The organism is Pontibacter ummariensis (genome assembly GCF_900188175.1).
GTDB classification, from domain to species: domain Bacteria; phylum Bacteroidota; class Bacteroidia; order Cytophagales; family Hymenobacteraceae; genus Pontibacter; species Pontibacter ummariensis.
In genome coordinates this window covers 55,373-75,970 of the sequence record NZ_FZOQ01000022.1, presented here as the reverse complement: position 1 = coordinate 75,970, position 20,598 = coordinate 55,373, and the positions used below count along the sequence as shown (strand labels likewise).

13 protein-coding genes are annotated in these 20,598 nt (G+C 49.4%); 5 read left to right on the top strand and 8 right to left on the bottom strand.

The genetic code is table 11. The features are described from left to right. Nucleotides 1–112: 112 nt before the first annotated feature. The 3 genes from CHB92_RS19760 to lpcA all read left to right on the top strand — a co-directional run bounded on the left by CHB92_RS19760 (nucleotide 113) and on the right by lpcA (nucleotide 3,002). Nucleotides 113–1,951, top strand: a complete 1,839-nt coding sequence (locus CHB92_RS19760; protein ID WP_089320964.1) for an ABC transporter ATP-binding protein — start codon at nucleotides 113–115, stop codon at nucleotides 1,949–1,951. A 125-nt stretch (nucleotides 1,952–2,076) separates the two neighbouring features. Then, the gene (locus CHB92_RS19755) at nucleotides 2,077–2,418 is read left to right on the top strand and encodes a hypothetical protein (protein WP_089320963.1); all 342 of its coding nucleotides are present in this window, start codon (nucleotides 2,077–2,079) and stop codon (nucleotides 2,416–2,418) included. 8 nt (nucleotides 2,419–2,426) lie between these two features. Further along, entirely contained in the window at nucleotides 2,427–3,002 is a 576-nt protein-coding gene (gene lpcA / locus CHB92_RS19750) for a D-sedoheptulose 7-phosphate isomerase (protein WP_089320962.1), read from the top strand. Nucleotides 3,003–3,082: 80 nt separating this feature from the next. Here lpcA and CHB92_RS19745 read toward each other — a convergent pair whose 3' ends face one another. Further along, the gene (locus CHB92_RS19745; protein WP_144266351.1) at nucleotides 3,083–5,275 is read right to left on the bottom strand and encodes a PAS domain S-box protein; all 2,193 of its coding nucleotides are present in this window, start codon (nucleotides 5,273–5,275) and stop codon (nucleotides 3,083–3,085) included. A 241-nt stretch (nucleotides 5,276–5,516) separates the two neighbouring features. Here CHB92_RS19745 and CHB92_RS19740 point away from each other — a divergent pair, with 241 nt between their 5' ends. Both CHB92_RS19740 and CHB92_RS19730 read left to right on the top strand, forming a co-directional pair. After that, complete coding sequence (locus CHB92_RS19740) at nucleotides 5,517–7,055, top strand: YifB family Mg chelatase-like AAA ATPase (protein WP_089320960.1); 1,539 nt, start codon at nucleotides 5,517–5,519, stop codon at nucleotides 7,053–7,055. Between the two features lie 541 nt (nucleotides 7,056–7,596). After that, on the top strand, nucleotides 7,597–8,268 hold the full coding sequence (locus CHB92_RS19730; RefSeq protein ID WP_089320958.1) for a porin family protein: 672 nt from the start codon (nucleotides 7,597–7,599) through the stop codon (nucleotides 8,266–8,268). A 190-nt stretch (nucleotides 8,269–8,458) separates the two neighbouring features. On the opposite strand, the gene CHB92_RS19725 is transcribed toward CHB92_RS19730, so the two are convergent. The 7 genes from CHB92_RS19725 to uvrA all read right to left on the bottom strand — a co-directional run bounded on the left by CHB92_RS19725 (nucleotide 8,459) and on the right by uvrA (nucleotide 20,496). Beyond that, nucleotides 8,459–9,859, bottom strand: a complete 1,401-nt coding sequence (locus CHB92_RS19725; protein WP_258179121.1) for a dipeptidase — start codon at nucleotides 9,857–9,859, stop codon at nucleotides 8,459–8,461. Between the two features lie 50 nt (nucleotides 9,860–9,909). After that, nucleotides 9,910–10,554, bottom strand: coding sequence for a glycerol-3-phosphate 1-O-acyltransferase PlsY (gene plsY, locus CHB92_RS19720; protein WP_089320956.1), 645 nt, complete (start codon nucleotides 10,552–10,554; stop codon nucleotides 9,910–9,912). A gap of 171 nt (nucleotides 10,555–10,725) precedes the next feature. After that, the gene (locus CHB92_RS19715; protein ID WP_089320955.1) at nucleotides 10,726–15,495 is read right to left on the bottom strand and encodes a hypothetical protein; all 4,770 of its coding nucleotides are present in this window, start codon (nucleotides 15,493–15,495) and stop codon (nucleotides 10,726–10,728) included. Nucleotides 15,496–15,506: 11 nt separating this feature from the next. Beyond that, nucleotides 15,507–16,337, bottom strand: coding sequence for a 50S ribosomal protein L11 methyltransferase (prmA, locus tag CHB92_RS19710; protein WP_089320954.1), 831 nt, complete (start codon nucleotides 16,335–16,337; stop codon nucleotides 15,507–15,509). A 4-nt stretch (nucleotides 16,338–16,341) separates the two neighbouring features. Then, complete coding sequence (locus tag CHB92_RS19705; protein WP_089320953.1) at nucleotides 16,342–16,719, bottom strand: DUF6150 family protein; 378 nt, start codon at nucleotides 16,717–16,719, stop codon at nucleotides 16,342–16,344. A 104-nt stretch (nucleotides 16,720–16,823) separates the two neighbouring features. Further along, nucleotides 16,824–17,585: a triose-phosphate isomerase gene (gene tpiA, locus CHB92_RS19700; protein ID WP_089320952.1), complete on the bottom strand. Its 762-nt coding sequence runs from the start codon at nucleotides 17,583–17,585 to the stop codon at nucleotides 16,824–16,826. 106 nt (nucleotides 17,586–17,691) lie between these two features. Next, nucleotides 17,692–20,496, bottom strand: coding sequence for an excinuclease ABC subunit UvrA (gene uvrA, locus CHB92_RS19695; protein ID WP_089320951.1), 2,805 nt, complete (start codon nucleotides 20,494–20,496; stop codon nucleotides 17,692–17,694). Nucleotides 20,497–20,598: the final 102 nt, after the last annotated feature.

Below are 20,598 nucleotides of genomic sequence, written 5' to 3'. Positions count from 1 at the left end.
AAGGGTTATTCCCTAACAGCCTTATCAACATTTAACCTGTAGTACCGGCACCGTATAGGCTGCCCTATCTGCTGTAGGCCTTTGACAATGGCTGACAGTGTTCTATACTCTCATGAAGACATACCTTCGTATACTCCAGTTTGCCAAACCTTACAGCCGGTTTGTGCCACTGTATACCATCTACACCATCCTGGGCATCATCTTCGGTATCTTTAACTTTGCGCTGATCATTCCCCTGCTCAATGTGCTGTTTGCACAGGTAGGGACCGAAGAAGCTGCTACAATGGTAACACAGCGCCCGGAATTCAGCTTTAAGCTGAGCTTTTTCACTGACTTCTTCAACTATTACTTTGGTCAGGTAATCCTGACTGAAGGCCGCGAGGGTGCCTTACTTTTTGTATGCGTGGTAGTGGTGGTTTCTATCTTCCTGGCTAACCTGTTCCGCTACCTGGCCTTCCGCATTGTAGGGGAACTACGGGCACACGTGGTAAAGAAAATGCGACATGCTGTTTACCAACGTGTGACGGAACTGCACCTAGGCTTCTTCTCAAATGAGCGTAAAGGGGACCTGATGACACGCCTGACAGTAGACATCCAGGAGGTGGAAAGCTCTGTCGTGAATACCCTCACCGTGGTAATCCGTGAGCCTATCAGCATCATCGCTTTTTTTGTGGTGTTGTTTACCATGTCAGTTAAGCTAACGCTCTTTACACTAATCCTGCTCCCGCTATCAGGGGGTGTGATTGCTGCCATTTCCAAAAAACTTAAGCGCAAAGCAAAACAAGGGCAAAGCTCACTCAGCTTTATACTTACCATAATAGACGAAACTCTAAGTGGTATTCGTGTAATCAAGGCTTTCAACGCTGAGCCATTCATCCTGAACAAGTTCCAGGACCAAAACAACCGTTATGCCCGTATCCAGCGCTCCATCGCCAACAAGCGGGACCTAGCCTCGCCACTTTCTGAGTTTCTAGGGGTAACGGTGGTGGCAGGCCTGCTTTACTACGGCGGAAACCTCGTGTTAAGTCAACAGTCAGAGTTGGAGCCTGCAGAGTTTATTACTTACATCATCCTTTTCTCCCAGGTCTTGGTTCCAGCGAAGGCGATGTCCTCCTCTTTCAGCAATATCCAGCGAGGACTGGTATCAGGAGACCGCGTACTGCAGGTAATTGACACCAAGCCACTGGTAGTAAACAAGCCCGACGCTAAAGTGCTTCCCAGCTTTAAGGACCAGATCGAGTTCAGGGGGGTGCATTTCGGCTACGGAGAAAGGCCTGTGCTGCAGAGCGTAAACATTCGCATACCCAAAGGCAAAACAGTAGCGTTGGTAGGGCCTTCAGGGGGTGGAAAGTCCACCCTGGCAGACCTTATTCCGCGTTTTTATGACCCTACGGCAGGCGCTATTCTTATTGACGGACACGACATCCGGGACTATACCATGGAGTCAGTACGGGATAAGATGGGGGTGGTGACCCAGGAGCCAATACTCTTTAACGACACCATCTTTAACAATATCGCTTTTAACAAAACAGACGCCACCGAGGCTGAAGTAGTCGCAGCGGCCCGCATTGCTAATGCGCACGACTTTATCATGAACACGGAGGATGGTTACCAGACCATAATCGGAGACAGAGGCGGTAAGCTTTCGGGAGGTCAGCGGCAGCGTATCAGTATTGCCCGCGCCATCCTGAAGAACCCGCCTATTCTGATCTTGGATGAGGCTACCTCGGCACTGGACACAGAGTCAGAAAAGCTGGTGCAGGAAGCACTGACTAACCTGATGCGAAACCGCACCTCTATCGTAATTGCGCACCGCCTGAGTACCATCCAACATGCCGACGAAATTGTGGTACTACAGGAAGGGCGGGTAGTAGAACGGGGCACCCATGACGAGTTACTTCAGGTGAGCGGTTTGTACGCAAAACTTACCCAAATGCAGCTAACGACATAATGGATAAATAGTATTTACAGAGCAGCCATACCGCTAAAATTGTTAATTAGGCTACTACCGCTAGGAAAAAGCCATATTTTCTTCTTAATTTTAAGAAAATATGTTGCACAGGAAATAGCTAATACATGAGAGCACTCAAGGCGATTCTTGATTTATTGGTACTGGCCTACGTTGTATTTACAGTACTTCTTTTAACCTCTGTACTCAACGAGAACACTATTTTTAATATCAGCACAGAAAACCAGGTTCTAGATTTATATAAAATTATAGCCGCTGTGGGGGGTGTGCTTATGCTGGCAAGGCTGCTCGTAAGCCGCGTGCACGTGGCAGGCCTGAAGCACGAACAACACATGGCACAGCTAAAAATAAATGAACTGAAAGCTGACCTCTATGAAAAACGTCAGGAGTTCAGAAGCAATAACTACCAGCGGGCCCAAGTCGAAGAAAAGGCTGAAGTCAGCAAATAAGGACTTAAATGACATCTAACACTATATTGGCAGAACTAACGCAGGCACAGGAAGTGCTTACAGCGTTTCTGTCTGATGCAGCAAACATAGCATCTGTTGAGGCTGCAGCCGATACCATGGCACTAGCGATAAGCAATGGTGGCAAAATTCTGAGCTGTGGGAACGGCGGGTCTATGTGCGATGCCATGCACTTTGCCGAAGAGCTGACAGGACGTTACCGCGACAACAGACGTGCTTTGCCAGCTATCTCTATCTCGGATCCGAGTCATATGAGCTGCGTGGGAAATGACTATGGCTATGACTTCATTTTTTCGCGCTACTTAGAGGCCTTGGGTAACCCAGGCGACGTACTGCTGGCCATCAGTACCAGCGGGAACTCCGGCAACGTGATCAAAGCTGCTGAGGCTGCTAAGGCTAAAGGTATGAAAGTAGTAGGCCTAACAGGTAAAGACGGAGGGAAGCTAGCACCGCTATGTGACGTAGAAGTTCGCGTACCGCACTTCGGTTACGCGGATCGTGTACAGGAAATTCACATCAAGGTAATTCATATCCTGATACTGTTGCTAGAACAAAAGCTGACATAGCAGGGGCAAACAACATAAAAAAGCGAGGCAACACAGAATTGATTGCCTCGCTTTATTTATGAATCGACCTTTTTCAGGTCTTATATGGGCAGGTACACATCAAAGGTAGTCCCGCTCCCTAGCTTGCTGTCTACCTCTATGTAACCATTGGCGTTTTCTACAATGCGCTTTACAATATACAGCCCTACGCCAGAACCTTCCACATGATCGTGAAAGCGCTTGAACATACCAAACAAGTGCTCCTTGTTTTCTACAGCCACTCCTAGTCCGTTATCCTGTACACGCAGCCGTACCATGCCTCCTATCCTAGCCGTAGAAACCTTAACAACAGAGGGCCTCGCGGCCGAGCGGTACTTAACCCCATTAGAAACAAGATTATAAACCAGGCTACGCAGGTTTTTGCGAGGAAAGAGGAAGTGAGGAACCTCCGAGAAGCCCCCTGTTATCGTGACACCTGATATGTTCACGAGCTCCTGTACACTTTCTCTTATTTCCTCCATCAACTCACTAAGGATAATGTTCTCCTTAGTCTCCGCTTGGCTCTTCTTCGTTTTAGAAATATCCGTCAGGTCTTCTATCGTTTTCTTAAAGCGCGATACGGATCCCTTCATCATACCCAATAGCCCCGACACCTCTACTACTGTGTCTCTAGTCAAATCCTCCTCCAACACCTGCAGCAAGGCCTCCAGGTTAATAATAGGCGCGCGCAAATCATGTGAGGCGGTATAGACAAAATTGTCCAGGTCTGCGTTAGTCTGTGTTAGCTCCCGGTTCTTTTGGTTCAGTTCATTGTTTGTGCGCTTGAGTTGCTCCTGTGCCTCGGCCAGCTTCTGAATAGCCAGGCGCTGTTCATGGATGTCTGTGGTGGTACCAAACCACTTTTTCACTTCTCCATCTTTTGAGGTCAAAGGCAAAGCCCTCGCCAAAAACCATCGGTATGTTCCGTCATAACGTCTCACCCGAAACTCTGCTTCATAATCACTGCCCGTGTTCAGGGCTTTTGCCCAGGCTTGTAACGCGTGCTCAGTGTCTTTCGGATGCAACGATCTTACCCAGCTTTCTCCCAGCCCCTCGTCTTCATCGCCACCAATGTAGGCTATCCAACGGGTGCTGATAAAGTCCAGCTGGCCATTAGGCTTAGCCGTCCAGGCGAACTGCGGCATGGCCTCCAGAAGCAGGCGAAACCTTTCCGAGCTTTCCATCACCTCCTGCTGCGCGCGCCTCTCCTGGCTCACGTCACGGACCTCCACCACAGTACCTATCAGCTTTCCGTTCTCCTGGATAGGGCTTGCAGCACAGGAAACCGGGAAAAAGCTACCGTCTTTCCTGATGAAAACATCCTCATGCCCCCTCACCTTCATGTTCTGTAAAAGAGCCTTTTCCAGTACACAGTCTCCAAGATCAAAAGCGCTACCATCAGGATGCCTGTAATGGATGATGTTATGCAAGGGCTGCCCTACTACTTCCTCCAACGTATATCCTGTCATAGCCTGTGCTGCCGGGTTCATATAAGTACAGCACCCGAACTCGTCTTTCATGAACAAAGCTGCTGTGGCATTATCCGTAACTGTTTGCCTTACCTGGCTTTGATACACCAGTTCAGCTGTTCGCTCCTTTACCCGCTTATCCAGGTCCGCATTTAGCTCTAGCAGTTCCTCGTTTGCTTTGCGCAAATCCCCCTCCAGCAATGTACGCTCGTTAAGGACTTGCTTCCACTCTATAGCAGTACCTGCGAGACCAGCCGCCAGCTCCAAAAGCTCTACCTCTGCTGTTGTAGGGGTTCTTAAGGAAGTGTAGTACATCGCGAAAGTACCTAATACCTCTCCTTCAGCAGAGAAGATCGGATGCGACCAGCAGGCTTTTAAACCATAATCGAGTGCCTTCCGGAACTGTGCCCACAGTGGGTCTTGGCTGATATCGGCTACCAGCACACGGCTTTTTGTAAAAGCTGCCGTACCACAAGAACCGCTTTCTGGACCAATGAAAGCACCATTGATCAAAGCCGAGTACTCTTGCGATAAGCTCGGTCCACTAACAGGGTGTAAAGTTCCTTGGGCGGCATTCAAGGCAAGTACAGAGCCCCGCATATCAGGATGTGTTTCCTGTATGACCCGAATGAGTTCATCTAATACCTCCTGCAAAGGCAAGCCCTTCATTAGCATCTCCCTCACACGGCCTTGCGCTTTGTTAAAGATCGCCAAAACGCTTTGCACCGGTTTTTCTACCGTCTCCCCTGGCTCCAACCTATGGGCTGTCTTAATTTTATCGCTCACTATAAAAAGGTAAGTCGCTGTATAGTTTTCAGTTAGGGCAGAAAACAACAAAGAAGTAAGAAGGGTTTACTTTCAGGGAGAAATAGCAGCCTTTAAGCCAAGAGCCTTGCGTTACCAATCTTTTTCTTGTTCATGTTCTGTATTAGTCCTTATAAAATTAGTATAATTTCAGAACTTTGCTTTTTAAGATAATGTTCACGCTCGTAATAAGTTGAGTCCCCCTTTAAACCAAGCATCCTACATGTTGATTAAGACGTATGGCAGCGCTGTGCAGGGCGTAAACGCCTACACTGTTACTGTTGAGGTAAATGTTAGCCCTGGCACCAAGTACTTTCTGGTAGGCCTGCCAGACAATGCCGTTAAAGAGAGTGAACAACGCATTCATTCTGCCCTCCAGCAATACCGCTATAAAATTCCGCGTCAGAAGGTTGTCATCAATATGGCTCCTGCCGATATCCGTAAGGAAGGCTCTGCTTATGACCTTACTATTGCCTTGGGTATACTGGCGGCTTCTGGCCAGATTGCGCAGGATAAAGTGTCTCAGTACTTGATCATGGGGGAGCTCTCGCTGGATGGATCGCTGAGGCCAATCAAGGGAGTGTTACCCATTGCCATACAGGCACGAAAAGAAGGCTTTAAGGGCTTTATTCTTCCTAGCCAGAATGCTCAGGAAGCTGCGATCGTTAATAACCTGGATGTGATTGGGGTAAGCAATATCCTGGAGGCGATTGAGTTTCTGGACGGCAAGCGGGAGATTAGCCCTATGGTAATAGACACACGCGAGGTGTTTCAAAGCTCTGTAGATCAATATGCTGCCGACTTTGCCGATGTACAGGGGCAGGAGAACATCAAGCGGGCCCTCGAAATTGCCGCTGCAGGTGGTCATAACGTGATTATGATCGGCCCTCCCGGTGCTGGAAAAACGATGCTGGCCAAGCGCTTGCCCTCGGTACTGCCCCCCCTCTCGATGCACGAGGCACTCGAAACAACAAAGATACACTCTGTAGCCGGTAAGTTGGGGGAGGCTGCCTCTCTCCTTACCACGCGCCCTTACCGCTCACCGCATCATACCATCTCTGATGTAGCCCTGGTGGGCGGGGGCGGTATGCCGCAGCCGGGAGAGATATCGCTGGCTCACAACGGTGTGCTGTTTCTGGATGAGCTACCAGAGTTCAAGCGTACCGTACTAGAGGTTATGCGGCAGCCTCTGGAGGAGCGGCGCGTTACCATCTCGCGTGCCAGGACAACCATAGACTTCCCCGCTAATTTTATGCTGGTGGCCAGTATGAACCCCTGCCCCTGCGGCTATTACAACCATCCCGAGAAAGAGTGTGTTTGCGGACCCGGTGTGGTGCAGCGCTACCTGAATAAAGTAAGCGGCCCCTTGCTGGACCGGATAGACCTACACGTGGAGGTAACGCCTGTGACCTTTGATGAAATGACCGCTACCCGCAAGGCTGAGGAGAGCAGTACCGTGCGTGAGCGTGTTGTACGCGCCCGGGAAGTACAAACAGAACGCTTTAAGGAAGTGCCCCAGATTTACTCTAATGCCATGATGCCTTCTCAGATGGTTAAGGAAATCTGCCAGATAAACGAAGCAGGGCGTACTTTGCTTAAGACGGCAATGGAGCGCCTGGGGCTTTCAGCCCGCGCCTATGATCGCATCTTAAAAGTAAGTCGCACCATTGCAGACCTTGCCGGAAGCGATGACATCAAGATAGAACACTTGGCGGAAGCCATACAGTATAGAAGCCTTGACCGGGAAGGATGGGCAGGTTAATAAAGCCTGCCTTTTAGCACTGCAGGGCAGTACCACCCACCGAAAAGGGGAGCTTTAAGTCTAAGGCTCCCTTTTCGGTGCTGTACAGCTTGTTTTAGCCCTTATTATTTTACTGATAACACGAAATCCAAAACGGAATACCTGCAAAGACGTATCCGATATACGTAATGATTTTATTCATGCTTGCTGCAGGAATGCGCTACAAGCAGAAAAGGTATGCCTTAGTACAAACTAAGACTATGGAAATAAAAGCCCGGCAGCTGGTCGGGCTTTTTTATTCTTGCTTCTTATGGCCGTTTACCTCTCAAAGTATAGCCTTCACATATATTTTAAGCATATATATACTATTCCTCTATGCTTTGGCCTGTTTGTTGCAATATCATGCCTAACATGCATGGATTTTGGTTATGGCCGCTAGAGGCCTTAAGCTTTGTGCCCTCTGGCCTCCGTAACCTGGGATAAAGTCATTTACAAGAGTTAAATTTTTTTATTAACCGGTGTACGACTCGTATAAGGCGTATACAACAAACTGATTTAAATTATGAAGAAGCTATTATTTGCCTTTGCTTTTGTGCTCTTAACTTTTACCGCGGCACAAGCACAATCCGGACTCGGCATTAGAGGTGGGGCTAACCTGTCTAATCTGGAAGGGGACTTAAGGGATGAATCGCTTTACGAGAATAAGTGGGGCTTTCATGCCGGTTTAACTTATAACATTGCGATTGTTGAAGACTTTTTTTCCGTTCAGCCAGAGCTACTCTACTCTTCTAAGGGATTTAAGAACGCTGACGAGGAGTACACCCTCCCCAATCAGGTTGGCACTGTTTATCGCCGGGAAGGCAAAATGAACTACAACTACATCGATTTACCCATACTGGCTAAAATTACGGCCGGGCCGATCTACTTCGAGGCCGGTCCGCAGGCATCTTACTTATTAAGCGTGAATGATGAGACCAGGGTATATGCGAATGATAACCTTCTGACAACATCCAGAACCGAGATAGACAAGGATAACCTTAAAAGCTTTGAGCTGGGTTATGCTGCAGGAGTTGGCTTTACAACGGGCGAGCGTTTCAACATCGGTGTGCGTTACAACGGCAGCTTTAACGACTTTGTAGATGACACCCCAGACAATTATTTCAATGAAGAAGATATTCGGAACGCCAGAAACTCTGTGTTTATGTTAACGGCGGCTGTCTACTTTACCCGCTAAAACGCATCACCCGGTATACTTAACAGCCTTGCCCCTCGGGCAGGGCTGTTTTTTTACAAAGCTTACATTTTCCTCCTGCTTAAAACGAGCCGCTGCCATTCGCCTTATGTCTCGGCTAAAAAGAGGAAAGCGCGCATAGACGAAAAATAGCTCTTCGCCCCTGCACGCTTTAGCTTTTGTTACTACCGGTTTACTTCTTCAGCTCCGCGAAGTACTTGTAAAAGAGAGGAATTGTCTCGATGCCTTTCATAAAGTTAAACACTCCGAAGTGCTCGTTTGGGGAGTGAATAGCATCCGAATCTAAACCGAAGCCCATCAACACCGAGTCCAGGCCTAGTTCTGACTTGAACATGGCCACAATCGGAATGGAGCCTCCGCTACGTACCGGCACTGGCTTTACCCCGAACGTTTCTTCGTAGGCTTGCGAGGCAGCCTGATAAGCGGGAGAGTTTGTTGGTGTTACCACTGGCTCCCCACCGTGATGCGGCTTCACAACTACCTTCACGCTCTTCGGTGCTATACTTTCAAAGTGCTTCTTAAACTTCTCCATAATTTCAGCAGAGGACTGATTAGGCACCAAGCGCATGGATATTTTAGCATAGGCTTTGGAAGCAATGACTGTTTTGGCACCCTCGCCTGTGTAACCACCCCAAATGCCATTTACATCTAACGTAGGTCTAATTGAATTACGCTCCATGGTGGTATAGCCTGCCTCGCCGTGTACGTCGCCCAGATTTAAAGCCTTCTTATACTTGTCCAGGTCAAAGGGGGCACGGGCCATTTCAGCGCGTTCCTCCTGGCTCAGCTCCTGTACATTATCGTAAAAGCCCGGAATGGTGATGTGGTTATTCTCATCGTGCAGGGAGGCGATCATCTGGCACAGGACATTAATAGGATTTGCGACAGCGCCTCCATACAGACCGGAATGCAAATCGCGGTTAGGGCCTGTTACCTCTACCTCTACATAGCTCATGCCGCGCAAGCCAGTGGTTATGGAAGGGGTGTCGTTCCCCAGCATGCCTGTGTCGGAAATCAGGATCACATCGCCCTGCAGCCTGTCCTTGTTTTCTTTCACGAAAGTCGCCAGGTTTACAGACCCTATCTCTTCCTCCCCCTCTATCATAAACTTCACGTTGCAAGTCAAGGTACTGGTCTGCATCATTGTCTCAAATGCCTTCACATGCATGTACATCTGCCCTTTGTCGTCGCAGGCGCCACGGGCATAAATGTTGCCGTCTTTGATCACTGGCTCAAACGGAGGAGAGTTCCATAACTCATAAGGGTCTGCAGGCTGTACATCATAATGCCCGTACACTAACACCGTAGGCAGGTTAGGGTCTACCATCTTCTCCCCGTAAACCACAGGGTTGCCTGCTGTCTCTACCAGTTCTACCTTGTCTGCCCCGGCATCAATCAGCCGCTGCTTTACGAACTCCGCTGTTCGCAGCACATCAGCCTTAAATTTAGGATCAGCGCTAACAGACGGAATACGCAGCATATCGAGCAACTCTTCCAGAAACCGGTCTTTGTTCTCGTTGATATAATTGTTCATAGTTTTTAGATATCTCGTTTGCTTAAAGTTACAAAAAATGCCACCCTTTTAAGCAGAGTGGCATTTTACCTTATTGTTCTGTAGGATCACTATCGTTTCCGGCCTATCCGGATGTTTGCTTTACTTTCTTCCCCGGCTATCAGGCGGTTAATGTTTTTGCGGTGCGTAAGCGCTACCACAGCAAACAGGATAAAGCCAAAAATAATCAGGATTGGATTTTCCGGGTGGAAGCGGGGCAAGAGCAGCAAAAGTGGGAAAGCCAAAGCAGCCGTAATAGAACCCAGTGAAACGTATTTAGAAGCAATGAGGACGATAACGAAAATAGCGATACACATTAAAGCGACTACCGGTTCTATGGCCAGCATCATACCAAGCAAGGTAGCCACTCCTTTTCCACCTTTAAAACGCTCGTAGATCGGGAAAATATGGCCAAGTACACCTAAGGCTCCCATGATTAGCTGAAACACAACCAGATTCTCGGGTGCAATACCCTCAAAAGTTACCAGTAAGCCTGCAAGCGAAGTAGCAACCCAGCCCTTAAAGATGTCTATCAGCATTACAGCCGTACCAGGCTTCTTACCTAATACCCGGAAAGTGTTCGTGGCCCCGGAGTTACCGCTGCCATGCTCCCGTATGTCTATGCCATAAAAGGCTTTACCAAGCCAAACAGCTGTGGAGACAGAGCCAATCAGGTAAGCGGCTATAAACAGTACAGCTATTAAAAGTACGTCCATGAATCTAGCATCTTTTAATCTAAGGGCTTGCTCATCTGTAAGTCACCTTGTGTGGTAATGATGCGCAAATGAGCGAAAAGAACAGCCAAATATAGCTAAATCTTAATTCGCTGCCTAACATATAAAGTCGTTGCTAAACTGTATACGCTGTGTTTATAGTTCCCGGTTATGCTAGTCTGTTTCCGGCTCTACGCCGAAAGGGTCTTCCTTCCCCTTCTTCTTTCTCTTTTTCTTATCCTGCTTCTCGTCCTCTTCCTGGCCTCCAAAGCCCCCCACCGGCTCACCTATCGGCTGCCCTGCGGCTACTTTAAAGCCCTTCTCGCCGTTCAGGTAGGTTTTGCTAAAATAGTCCAAGAACTGATTCTTCTCAATTGGCTCGCCCAGGTAAATTCCATAACTACCCGAAGTGCCACGACTGCCCTTAGACTTAGAACCGATCACTTTGTTAAAGTTATCGTCGGAGGAGGCTAAGGTGAGGCCGTTTTCGAAAAAGCTGAAATAGTACCAGGTGTAAGGATCAGCCTGTAGATAAAGATTAACGGCTGGGTCACCGTTCATATCCTGGCGCAACTCCAGGTACCCATCCATTTTAGCATTAATATCATTCTTCAGGATGCTAGCCAGGCTAATGCTGCCTACACTGTACCATGCATTTTGCTCATTAGACCATCGCAGGTTTACCTGGTCTAAGATGAGGCTGCGCACAAGACTACGGGAAACTTCTGGCAACGGCACGTAGGCCATGGCAGAACGCTCAATGTAATCTCGCACTCCTCTGTCTCCGATAAATTCCGCCAGTTTATAGTGTAAAGCCTCCTGGTTATGGCCCATGGCATCTATGCTCCCGAGGCCACTCCCCTGCAGGGCTGCCGCCATGGCATCAAGGGCTTTCCCTGGAACCTCTAAGTCAAAAGCGAGGAAAGTGTCCAGGCTGTAGCGACTACTGTCCACGTTCGCATCCCCACTTCCTGAAGCATCAATGCTGAAGTTCTTAGTAGGCTTTAAGAGATTTAGCCTGCCTTCAAAATGCACCGTATTAGACGCCTCATTGTACTGCATCAGGCTGCCTTCGTACGAGTCGCCATAGGCCCGGGCCTCCTGACCTATCTTGAACTCACCTTTGCTCTTGTCATAAGACAGTAAGCCATCTACTAGGAACAAGTCTAGATCATCTTCTGCCAGCTTCTTCGACACAAAGGTATTGTACAGCTTACCAGAGTCTGCTGCCATATGGAGCCCCGTGTGCAATGCCGTCCCATCAGCAGCCTTTGCTTTAAGAATCGGAATCCGTACGTTTTCAGGATCAAGGGTATCTTTCTTGTAAGGGAACCAACCAGAGTCGGCAGGATCACCAGTAAAGTTTAGCTTCAGCTCCCCATCAAAGTCCATGTACTTTTCAGGTGCCTGCATGGTAATTTTGCCGCGGTACAGAATGCGGGGAAAGATGTAAAAAGCATTCTCTTCCTTGATGTTAGCAGTGGCGAAGGTATAAACAGGTTTCTTTTTCTCTTGAGGGTTCCCATAAATAAAGTTCTCAAACTGCAACCCAAAAGAGTCTGAGGCGGCATTCAGAAAGTTATGTATGGCACTGCCTTTAAAAGCCATTCGCGACAGCACATCTATGTTCCCTTTATTAAGCTTATGGAACTGCTGAGAAGAGTCGGCCAGTACACGGGCATTGCGCAGGGTCTGGATAGTGGCATCTGCAGCAACCGCTACTTTACCACTGTCCGGCACAATGTACACATCAGCTACGGAAATAAAAGGAACACCACCTGCCCGTATCGTATTGTCTTTTAAGTTATAGTCGCCGCTCCCTGCCTTAAAGCGTAAGCCGCCCTGTTCCGGATGCATAGAGTAGAACCAGTTACTACCGCCATTTTCATCTGCTCTGAGGCTTACTTTCTGATTGTTCGTGTCCCAGCGGCCGCTACTCATAGAGGTTTTATACTGCGCTTTCGGAAACGTTATGCTGGCGGCCCCTTTCTTCTCACTTTCAAAGTCTACCAAGCCTTTCGTCATATCGTAATCAAGAGCCACGTCCAGGGCTTCTACGGCTGGCTTGCCTTCTCCCGACTTTACAACCATTTTCGCGTTGTTTCCGCTAAAACTTCGCTGCTTGAAGTGTAAGGAGGACGATGTTACTTTTGCCACCGGGTTTTCTAATATCCCACTTCCATACAAACCTCCCGGCGAATACTTAGCCGTCCCTTTGAAAGTGTAACTTTCCTCGTACAGCCTCATCGGCTCTTTCGTTGGTTTCAAGTACATGGTGTCGGTCAGAGGCTGCCAGTTCATTTCGAAGTTCGAAAGGGACGCTACAGGATAGCCGCTGCCTCCCTCTTTTATACTTATCATCTCCCCCCCTTTTGCCACGACACTGTCTTTAAAGTAAGTATAAACCGGGGCCTCTAAAGTAGCTGTAAGATAGGTTAGTTTCCCTCTGCTCTGTATGCCACTGGAGCTCATCATGATGGTATCAAAGGCTACTCCTTTACCGCCAAACGCCTCCAGTCCTTTTGCCGAAGGCTGGTAATAGAACCCTAGTGTCCCATCAGGCATCATCTGCAGCTTTGTTTTGATTGGAGGGAAGATGCCGCCAGAGTGGAAGGTGCCATCAAAGGCCACTACTTTTTTGCCTGAGCTTAGGCTGTCCAGTTTAAAGGGAGGCATGTCAAAGTAAACCGTGCTGTCGTAGGCGCCCCCGGCCACCTCCCGCTTGTCAAAAGCCACGAGCGCTCCCATTGGGGCATCGAACTTAGGGTACTCTGCAAAGTACTTTTCCCCTGACTTGTTATGTGGCTTGTTGATGTACAGCTTACCTGGCATACTACTTCCCTTGCCTGTCAGCACCTGCTCCGATGCCCCTCCTTTCCTGGAACGGCCCTTGAGGGACACTAAGGCAATGGTGTCTAACTTAATCAGGTCAATAGAAAATTCGTCGTAGTTGAACTTAAACTCGGTTCCTTTAAAAACCAATTGGCTGGCAAACACCTGCCCCTCAAACTCAATGTCGCGGTTCTTCAGTACATGTACTTCCTGACGCCGGGGTAGAATGTAGACGCTGGCCGTATCATTATTAAATGTGATTTTACTTACCCCGCGCACTGTCAGCCTGTTATCGTCCAGGTTCAGAGTAGCATTCCGACCAGATGGCACCACTGATTTAATAGCCAAATGGTCATAGTCTTTCAAATCACGGGAAGCCCCTACATAGTGCCATGCCTTAGGTTTTAGCTCAATGTAACCAGAGCCCGGGTCATAATTGAGGAACCGCTGGTGCGACATGGCACTGGCAGCCCCTTTGATAGCCGCCTCACTGATCTTAGTAGCTCTTGCTACATCCGAGGCATAGAACTCATTCCTTTTCGCTTTAACACTGTACCCTATCAGCAACTGTAACGGATGGAAGGGAGCAACACCGACTAACTGTTGGTAACGGTTGTTTGAGTAATACTCCAACGACTCGAGGTGTACTGGTACTATTGTTTTGGTGCTCAGGATCGAGAACTCTATCTGCGGCTCATTAAGGTTCCAGCGCACTCGCTCTGCGGTTATCTCTAACTTGTGAAAAGAATCAGAATAGGGCGTGTGTGCGTACGCACCCTTATCCTTGGTTAACGTTAGCTCCTGCCCACTCCTCGAATAGCGCAACTGCACAGCAGGATGAGTTAAAGAATCGTTTTGCTGATAGAGAGCAACTGCGGCCCGGCCGGCTAACAATAAAGTATCATTGAAGGTATAGTTGCGGGCTATAGCGCGGAACTTGCGCTCTCCCGCCTGAGACAGCACAACCTCTGAAAGGCTCCCATCCATCGACTCGCTACCTATTGCGTTTCCAATCAGAGAGAAGCCTCCTTTATAGGAGAGATTGCTCCCCAGGTTCGTTACCTTGGCATCATTTGTAAAGGATAGGAACTTTGGATAGGGGTATTTACTCGTTTTCCGCTTACGGCTGACCCACTCCATGGGGCCATCTATCGGCCCTGCCAGTACGGCTGGGTAAGAAATCGTTACATCGGGGGCTTTAAAGCCGGCAAACGAAATATTAAAGCTATACTTGCGAAGCTCGGCAACGGCTGGCTTTTCTTGTACCTGCCATTCGAACTTGCCTCCTTCTCCAACAAACAAGTCGTTTCCCAACATCAGCTGCCCATTTGTCTGTACAATAGCAGCTGAATCCCAAGGCGTGACAAAAGCAAGGGTAACATTTTGCAGTTGCAGTACGGGCCCCGACACCTTGGGCTGTGCAGGAATAAACTGCTGCTTCAGACTCTCCTTGCGCTTTTGCGCTGTTTTCTTCTTGTCTTCCTTTTCAGGGACGGAGGTTATTGTCCCCCAGGCATCATCTTCCTCTGCTGTTGCCTCTCCCGTTTCGTTCACCTCATCATCCCAAGAGATGCTGTCCCAAGAGTCTTCTTCAGTTACGGTCTCCGTTGGCTTGCTGGGCCCCTCATAGGCAAAGCTAAAACTCCCTCCTGTGGCATGGAGACTGTAGTAAGTGTTTTGGAACAAGCGGTTGGCAGAAAGGTAGAGACTGGCTGTAGTAAGAAATTTCTCTAACTGCTTTGGCTCTTCTTGTCCTATGGCTTTCGCTGTTACCTCCAGCATGTTGTCCAGGCGTACGCCGCTCAGGTTCCGGGTGCCCACCCCTGCAAGAAGCATTGTATAAAACTGCTCGAAGTGAGGATTGGCGCGCATCCGCTTGCGGTACAAAAGCTGGCTTACTTTTATCACCTGCTGCTTTTGCCGCTCAGTAAGCTTTCCACTGCTCCAGAGCTCTTCCAGTTGGGCAGAAAGTTCTTCAGCATGATCAACTTTACCCGCTGATAGCATAGCTTTCGCATCTTTCACAAACTCTGCAGGGTCATTTGAAAACTTAACCTGCGCCTGCGCTGAGAAAACTGCCAGAAATAAGATCAGGGATAAAAGCTGCCTCATAGCTATAAAGGTTAACTCTCTTGGAATATGGCAGACACCCAGTTGTTCTTAACCCGGTGCGAAACATAAGCTAGGCCCAGTTCCTGGGCTCTCTGCTGAATCATCGGCAGGTCCTCGGTATAGAAACCGCTAAGAACCAGCCATCCTCTTGGCTGCAGCACTGCTTTATAGGCAGGCATGTCTTCTAACAGAACGTTGCGGTTGATGTTAGCCAGTATAATATCAAAAGGTTTTTCTTCTTCTATCGTCTCGGCCCCGCCCAACCGCACATCAATGCTACTGTAGTTGTTAAGAGCTGCATTTTCCCGGGCGTTCTCCACTGTCCAATCCTCTATCTCCACCGCTACAATTTCGCTGGCTCCCAGCTCTCCGGCCATGATGGCTAAAATTCCCGTTCCGCACCCCATGTCCAGTACACGCTTGTCCTGATGGTCCAGGCTTAGCTGGTTCTCAATCATGAGCGTGGTGGTTTCGTGGTGGCCTGTACCAAAGGACATCTTGGGATTGATCACAATATCGTACTTCGCCTGCTCTGGCTTCGGGTGAAAGGAAGCCCGAACAGAGACCTGCTCCCCAATAAAGAGCGGCTCGAAGTTACGCTCCCACTCTTCGTTCCAGTTCTGGCGTGCTATCTTTTGCACCGTGTACTCTACCTGCACGAAATCAGCGTAGCGGCTTAGCACTTCCTCCAGCGCCTCCTGGCTGTACTGGTTCTCTTCTATGTAAGCACTGAAACCATCTTCTGTCTCTACAAAGGCATCAAAGCCAAGCTCTCCCAGCTCAGCCGTAAGTATGTCCGCGAAATCTGCGTTTACTTTTAAGGTAACTTCTATAAAATCCATGTTCTTATTGTTCGCGGCAAGTAGCCGAAGAGCGTACGTCCGTAAAATGCACTGTAATGTCGGCTAAGTTGCGTTTGTCCGTCACGTACAGAATATGATCGGCAAACGCTCTGTTGGGGGTTATGTACCAGATGCCCTCTTTGTCGGCAAACAGCTTGTTGTTCTCGCGGTACACCACCATATCTGCAAAGGCTTCCTCTTCGTCTAAAAAGACGAGGTAAGAGGCTGTATTCTTGTAAAGAGGGTCCCGCTCCAAGTACACAGCCCCGTAAATCTGGCAAAAGTTTTTACCAGTACTACTTACAGAAGTAGGGGCGGCGGCTATAGTCGGCGTATCCAGAAACGGCAGCAGCGTCATCCAGAGAATGAACAGTATCTGCATATATATAATTTTTTTGTTTAACTAAGTTCAAAGATAGGTATAAGTTATAAAAAAAGCTGCCAATTCCAACGATTGGCAGCTTTTTTATAGAAGGCCTTTGTACTTTAGAATGACTTAATGATGTCGGTAAAGTCGCGGGACTTAAGAGACGCTCCACCGACAAGGCCGCCGTCCACGTCCTTTTTCGAGAAAATCTCCTGCGCGTTACCGGGGTTGCAGCTACCACCGTAAAGGATACTGCAGTTATAGGCAGCCTCGGCGTCAAACATGCGCGATAACTGTTCGCGGATGTAGGCATGCATTTCCTGTGCTTGTTCTGCTGTGGCTGTTTTACCTGTACCAATGGCCCAGATGGGCTCATAGGCAATCACGATCTGATCAAACTCCTCGTTGCTCAGATAAGAGACACTGTCTTTTAGCTGCTGTCCCACGTAGTCGAAATGGCGGTCGGCATCACGCTCTTCCAAGGGCTCACCGCAGCAGAAGATCGGCTTCAGACCATTCTTAATGGCTGCTTTCATTTTTTGGTAAAGCAACTGGGCATCTTCGTGGTGGTATAAGCGGCGCTCGCTGTGGCCAATGATCACATACTCCACTCCCACCGACTTTAGCATAGCAGCCGATACTTCACCTGTATAGGCCCCGCTGTCATGCTCGCTTACGTCCTGTGCGGCGAGGTGCATCTTATCATTGCCCTGCACGAGTTTCCCTACGCCTTGCAGGAATGGGAAAGGAGGCGTTACAATTACGGTTACGTCCTCATTCACCTCATCCTTCACCATGTTATCGATCTCTGATACAAGCGAAAGTGCCTCTTCATAGGTCTTATTCATTTTCCAGTTTCCTGCAACGATTCGTTTTCTCATGTCTTATGTTTTTGTTGATGATTTACTTTATACGATGCCCCTAAAAGAAATTGCTCCTACTGTCGGGCAGGAGCAATTTCTTACTTTTAATTCAAAAGTTCTAATCTTAAAGCTTTTCCTTCAGGAAGCGGGCCGTATGGTTATCCTCCAGCTTCACCATCTCTTCCGGTGTTCCCTCAAACAGCAGGTGCCCCCCGTTGGTACCCCCTTCCGGCCCCAAGTCTATGATCCAGTCGGCTGACTTAACAATATCCATGTTATGCTCGATAATCACGACCGTGTTGCCATTTTCAATTAAAGCGTTGATGGAGGTCAGCAGCTTGCTGATGTCGTGGAAGTGCAGGCCAGTGCTGGGCTCGTCGAAAATGAAGAGGATATTTTCCTGGTGCGGCTGCGCCCCTTTTGTGAGGAAGGAGGCCAGCTTCACGCGCTGCGCCTCGCCTCCCGACAGGGTGTTGCTCGACTGCCCCAGGCGGATATAGCCCAGACCCACGTCGTTCAGTGGCTTCAGCTTCTCGATGATCTTCGGCTGATCCTCAAAGAAATCGATGCTGTCGGCAATCGTCATGTCCAGCACCTCCGAGATACTCTTTTCTTTGTACTTCACGTCCAGCACATCCTGCTTAAAGCGCTGACCATGACAGCTCTCGCAGGTTAGGTAAATATCGGCCATAAACTGCATCTCGATCTTCACCTGGCCCTCGCCCTGGCACACCTCGCAGCGCCCGCCTTCGATGTTAAACGAGAAGTGCGAGGGCTTAAAGCCCCGCGCTTTGGCCAGGGCCTGGTCTGCGTACAAAGTGCGGATAGCGTCATAAGCCTTCACATACGTAACAGGATTGGAGCGCGAGGACTTGCCGATCGGATTCTGGTCCACAAACTCCACGTGCTCTATCTTGTTGTAGTCACCAGCCAACTTGTCGAACTTGCCTGTGGCCTCAGCAGTGGTGCCGTGCAGCTTCTGCATGGCTGGTGCCAGTATCTTTTTGATTAAGGTCGACTTACCGGAACCACTCACGCCAGTCACTACCGTCATCACCCCTAGCGGAATCTTCACGTTCAGGTTCTTGAGGTTGTTCTCACGGGCACCCATCAACTCGATGGCATTGCGCCACTTACGGCGCTGCGCTGGCACAGGAACTTCCAAACGGCCACTCAGGTATTTGGCGGTGTAGGTATCCGCCTTTTGCGCTAGCTCCTCGAAGGTGCCCTGGAACATCAGGTTGCCTCCACCCGAGCCGGCCTCCGGTCCGATGTCAATAAGCTGGTCGGCGGCTTTCATCATCTCCTCCTCATGCTCTACCACAATGACGGTGTTGCCGATCTGCTGCAGTGTACGCAGTACCCCAATCAGTTGCTCCGAGTCTTTCGGATGGAGGCCAATGCTCGGCTCGTCCAGGATATACATGGACCCCACCAAGGCGCTGCCCAGAGAAGTAGCGAGGTTGATACGCTGGCTCTCGCCACCGGACAAAGTATTGGAAAGACGGTTAAGAGTCAGATAGCCTAAGCCTACACGCTCCAAGTAACTCAGGCGGTTTGTTACCTCCGTTACCAGGCGCTCGGCTACGTTCTGCTCATGCTGTGTCAGCTCTAGGTTTCGGAAAAACGGCAGCACCTGCGTGATCGGCATCAGCACCAGGTCGGTAATGCTTTTGCCACCCACCTTCACGTAGCTGGCATCCTTACGCAAACGGGAGCCACGGCACTCGGGGCAGGTCGTACGGCCCCGGTAGCGCGACAGCATTACCCGGTACTGTATCTTATGCGTTTGCGACTGGATGTGCTTAAAAAAATCGTTAAGCCCTTCAAAGTACTTGTTGCCGGTCCAAAGCAGTTCCTGCTCAGCCTCTGTCAGTTCATTATAAGGACGGTGAATCGGGAAGTCGAAGCGGATGCCGTTCTTAAGCAAAGGCTGCAGCCACTCGTTCATTTTGTCGCTCCGCCACGGCGCAATAGCGCCTTCGTACACGGTCAGGCTTTTGTCCGGCACCACCAGATCCGGGTCGATGCCCAACACACTCCCGAAGCCTTCGCAGGTCTGGCAGGCGCCATAAGGGTTGTTAAAGCTAAAGAAGTTAACAGAAGGTTCCTCGAAGACCAGCCCGTCCAGCTCAAACTTATCGGAGAACACGCGCTCTTCCTCGTCATGCAGCACCCGGCACTCGCCGTGCCCTTCGAAAAAGGCAGTCTGCACGGAGTCTGCGATCCGGAAAGCAAGGTCCTCGTCATTCTTATAAATGACGGCCCGGTCGATCAGGATGTAAGGCTGCTTGCCCAGGTCGGGCTTTTTCTGCTCCAGTAACTCTTCGATGAAGTACACCTGCCCTTCTGCGTATATGCGGGAGTAGCCTTTTTGCAGCAACAGATCCAGCTCCTTGGCTAAGGTACGCTCCTCGTGCTGGTGCAAGGGCGCCAGAATCATGACACGGGCCTCGTCCTCCAAAGAGAAGATAAAATCCACTACGTCTGCCACTGTATCTTTCTGCACTACCTCTCCGGAAACAGGGGAGTAGGTTTTGCCAATCCGGGCATACAGCAGTTTCAGGTAATCGTAGATCTCAGTACTCGTACCTACAGTAGAGCGGTTATTCTTAATGCTAACCTTTTGCTCAATAGCAATGGCCGGACTGATGCCCTTGATGTAATCTACGTCGGGCTTGTCCATGCGGCCCAGGAACTGGCGGGCATAGGAGCTCAAGCTCTCCACGTACATGCGCTGCCCTTCGGCATACAGGGTATCAAAAGCCAGGGATGATTTACCGGAACCGGACAGGCCGGTAATAACGATGAACTTATTGCGCGGCAGCGCCACGCTCAGGTTTTTCAGGTTATGTACCCGGGCTCCTTTGATAATGATGCTCTGCCGGGCGTCAAGCTCTTCCAGGTTATAGTCAGGAGTGTTTGCCATACGAAGACGGGCCTCCAACGCAAACTTTTTAAGGTGCAGGCGGAGGCCTTTTCTTAATTATTTAATCTGTAAAGATACAAAGACCTAACCTCATTTTGAAGG

Coding starts and splice junctions, on each gene's coding strand:
- tpiA (WP_089320952.1), bottom strand. CDS start 17,585: ATGAGAAAACGAATCGTTGCAGGAAACTGGAAAATGAATAAGACCTAT.
- lpcA (WP_089320962.1), top strand. CDS start 2,427: ATGACATCTAACACTATATTGGCAGAACTAACGCAGGCACAGGAAGTG.
- prmA (WP_089320954.1), bottom strand. CDS start 16,337: ATGGATTTTATAGAAGTTACCTTAAAAGTAAACGCAGATTTCGCGGAC.
- CHB92_RS19715 (WP_089320955.1), bottom strand. CDS start 15,495: ATGAGGCAGCTTTTATCCCTGATCTTATTTCTGGCAGTTTTCTCAGCG.
- uvrA (WP_089320951.1), bottom strand. CDS start 20,496: ATGGCAAACACTCCTGACTATAACCTGGAAGAGCTTGACGCCCGGCAG.
- CHB92_RS19755 (WP_089320963.1), top strand. CDS start 2,077: ATGAGAGCACTCAAGGCGATTCTTGATTTATTGGTACTGGCCTACGTT.
- CHB92_RS19730 (WP_089320958.1), top strand. CDS start 7,597: ATGAAGAAGCTATTATTTGCCTTTGCTTTTGTGCTCTTAACTTTTACC.
- CHB92_RS19760 (WP_089320964.1), top strand. CDS start 113: ATGAAGACATACCTTCGTATACTCCAGTTTGCCAAACCTTACAGCCGG.
- plsY (WP_089320956.1), bottom strand. CDS start 10,554: ATGGACGTACTTTTAATAGCTGTACTGTTTATAGCCGCTTACCTGATT.
- CHB92_RS19740 (WP_089320960.1), top strand. CDS start 5,517: ATGTTGATTAAGACGTATGGCAGCGCTGTGCAGGGCGTAAACGCCTAC.
- CHB92_RS19705 (WP_089320953.1), bottom strand. CDS start 16,719: ATGCAGATACTGTTCATTCTCTGGATGACGCTGCTGCCGTTTCTGGAT.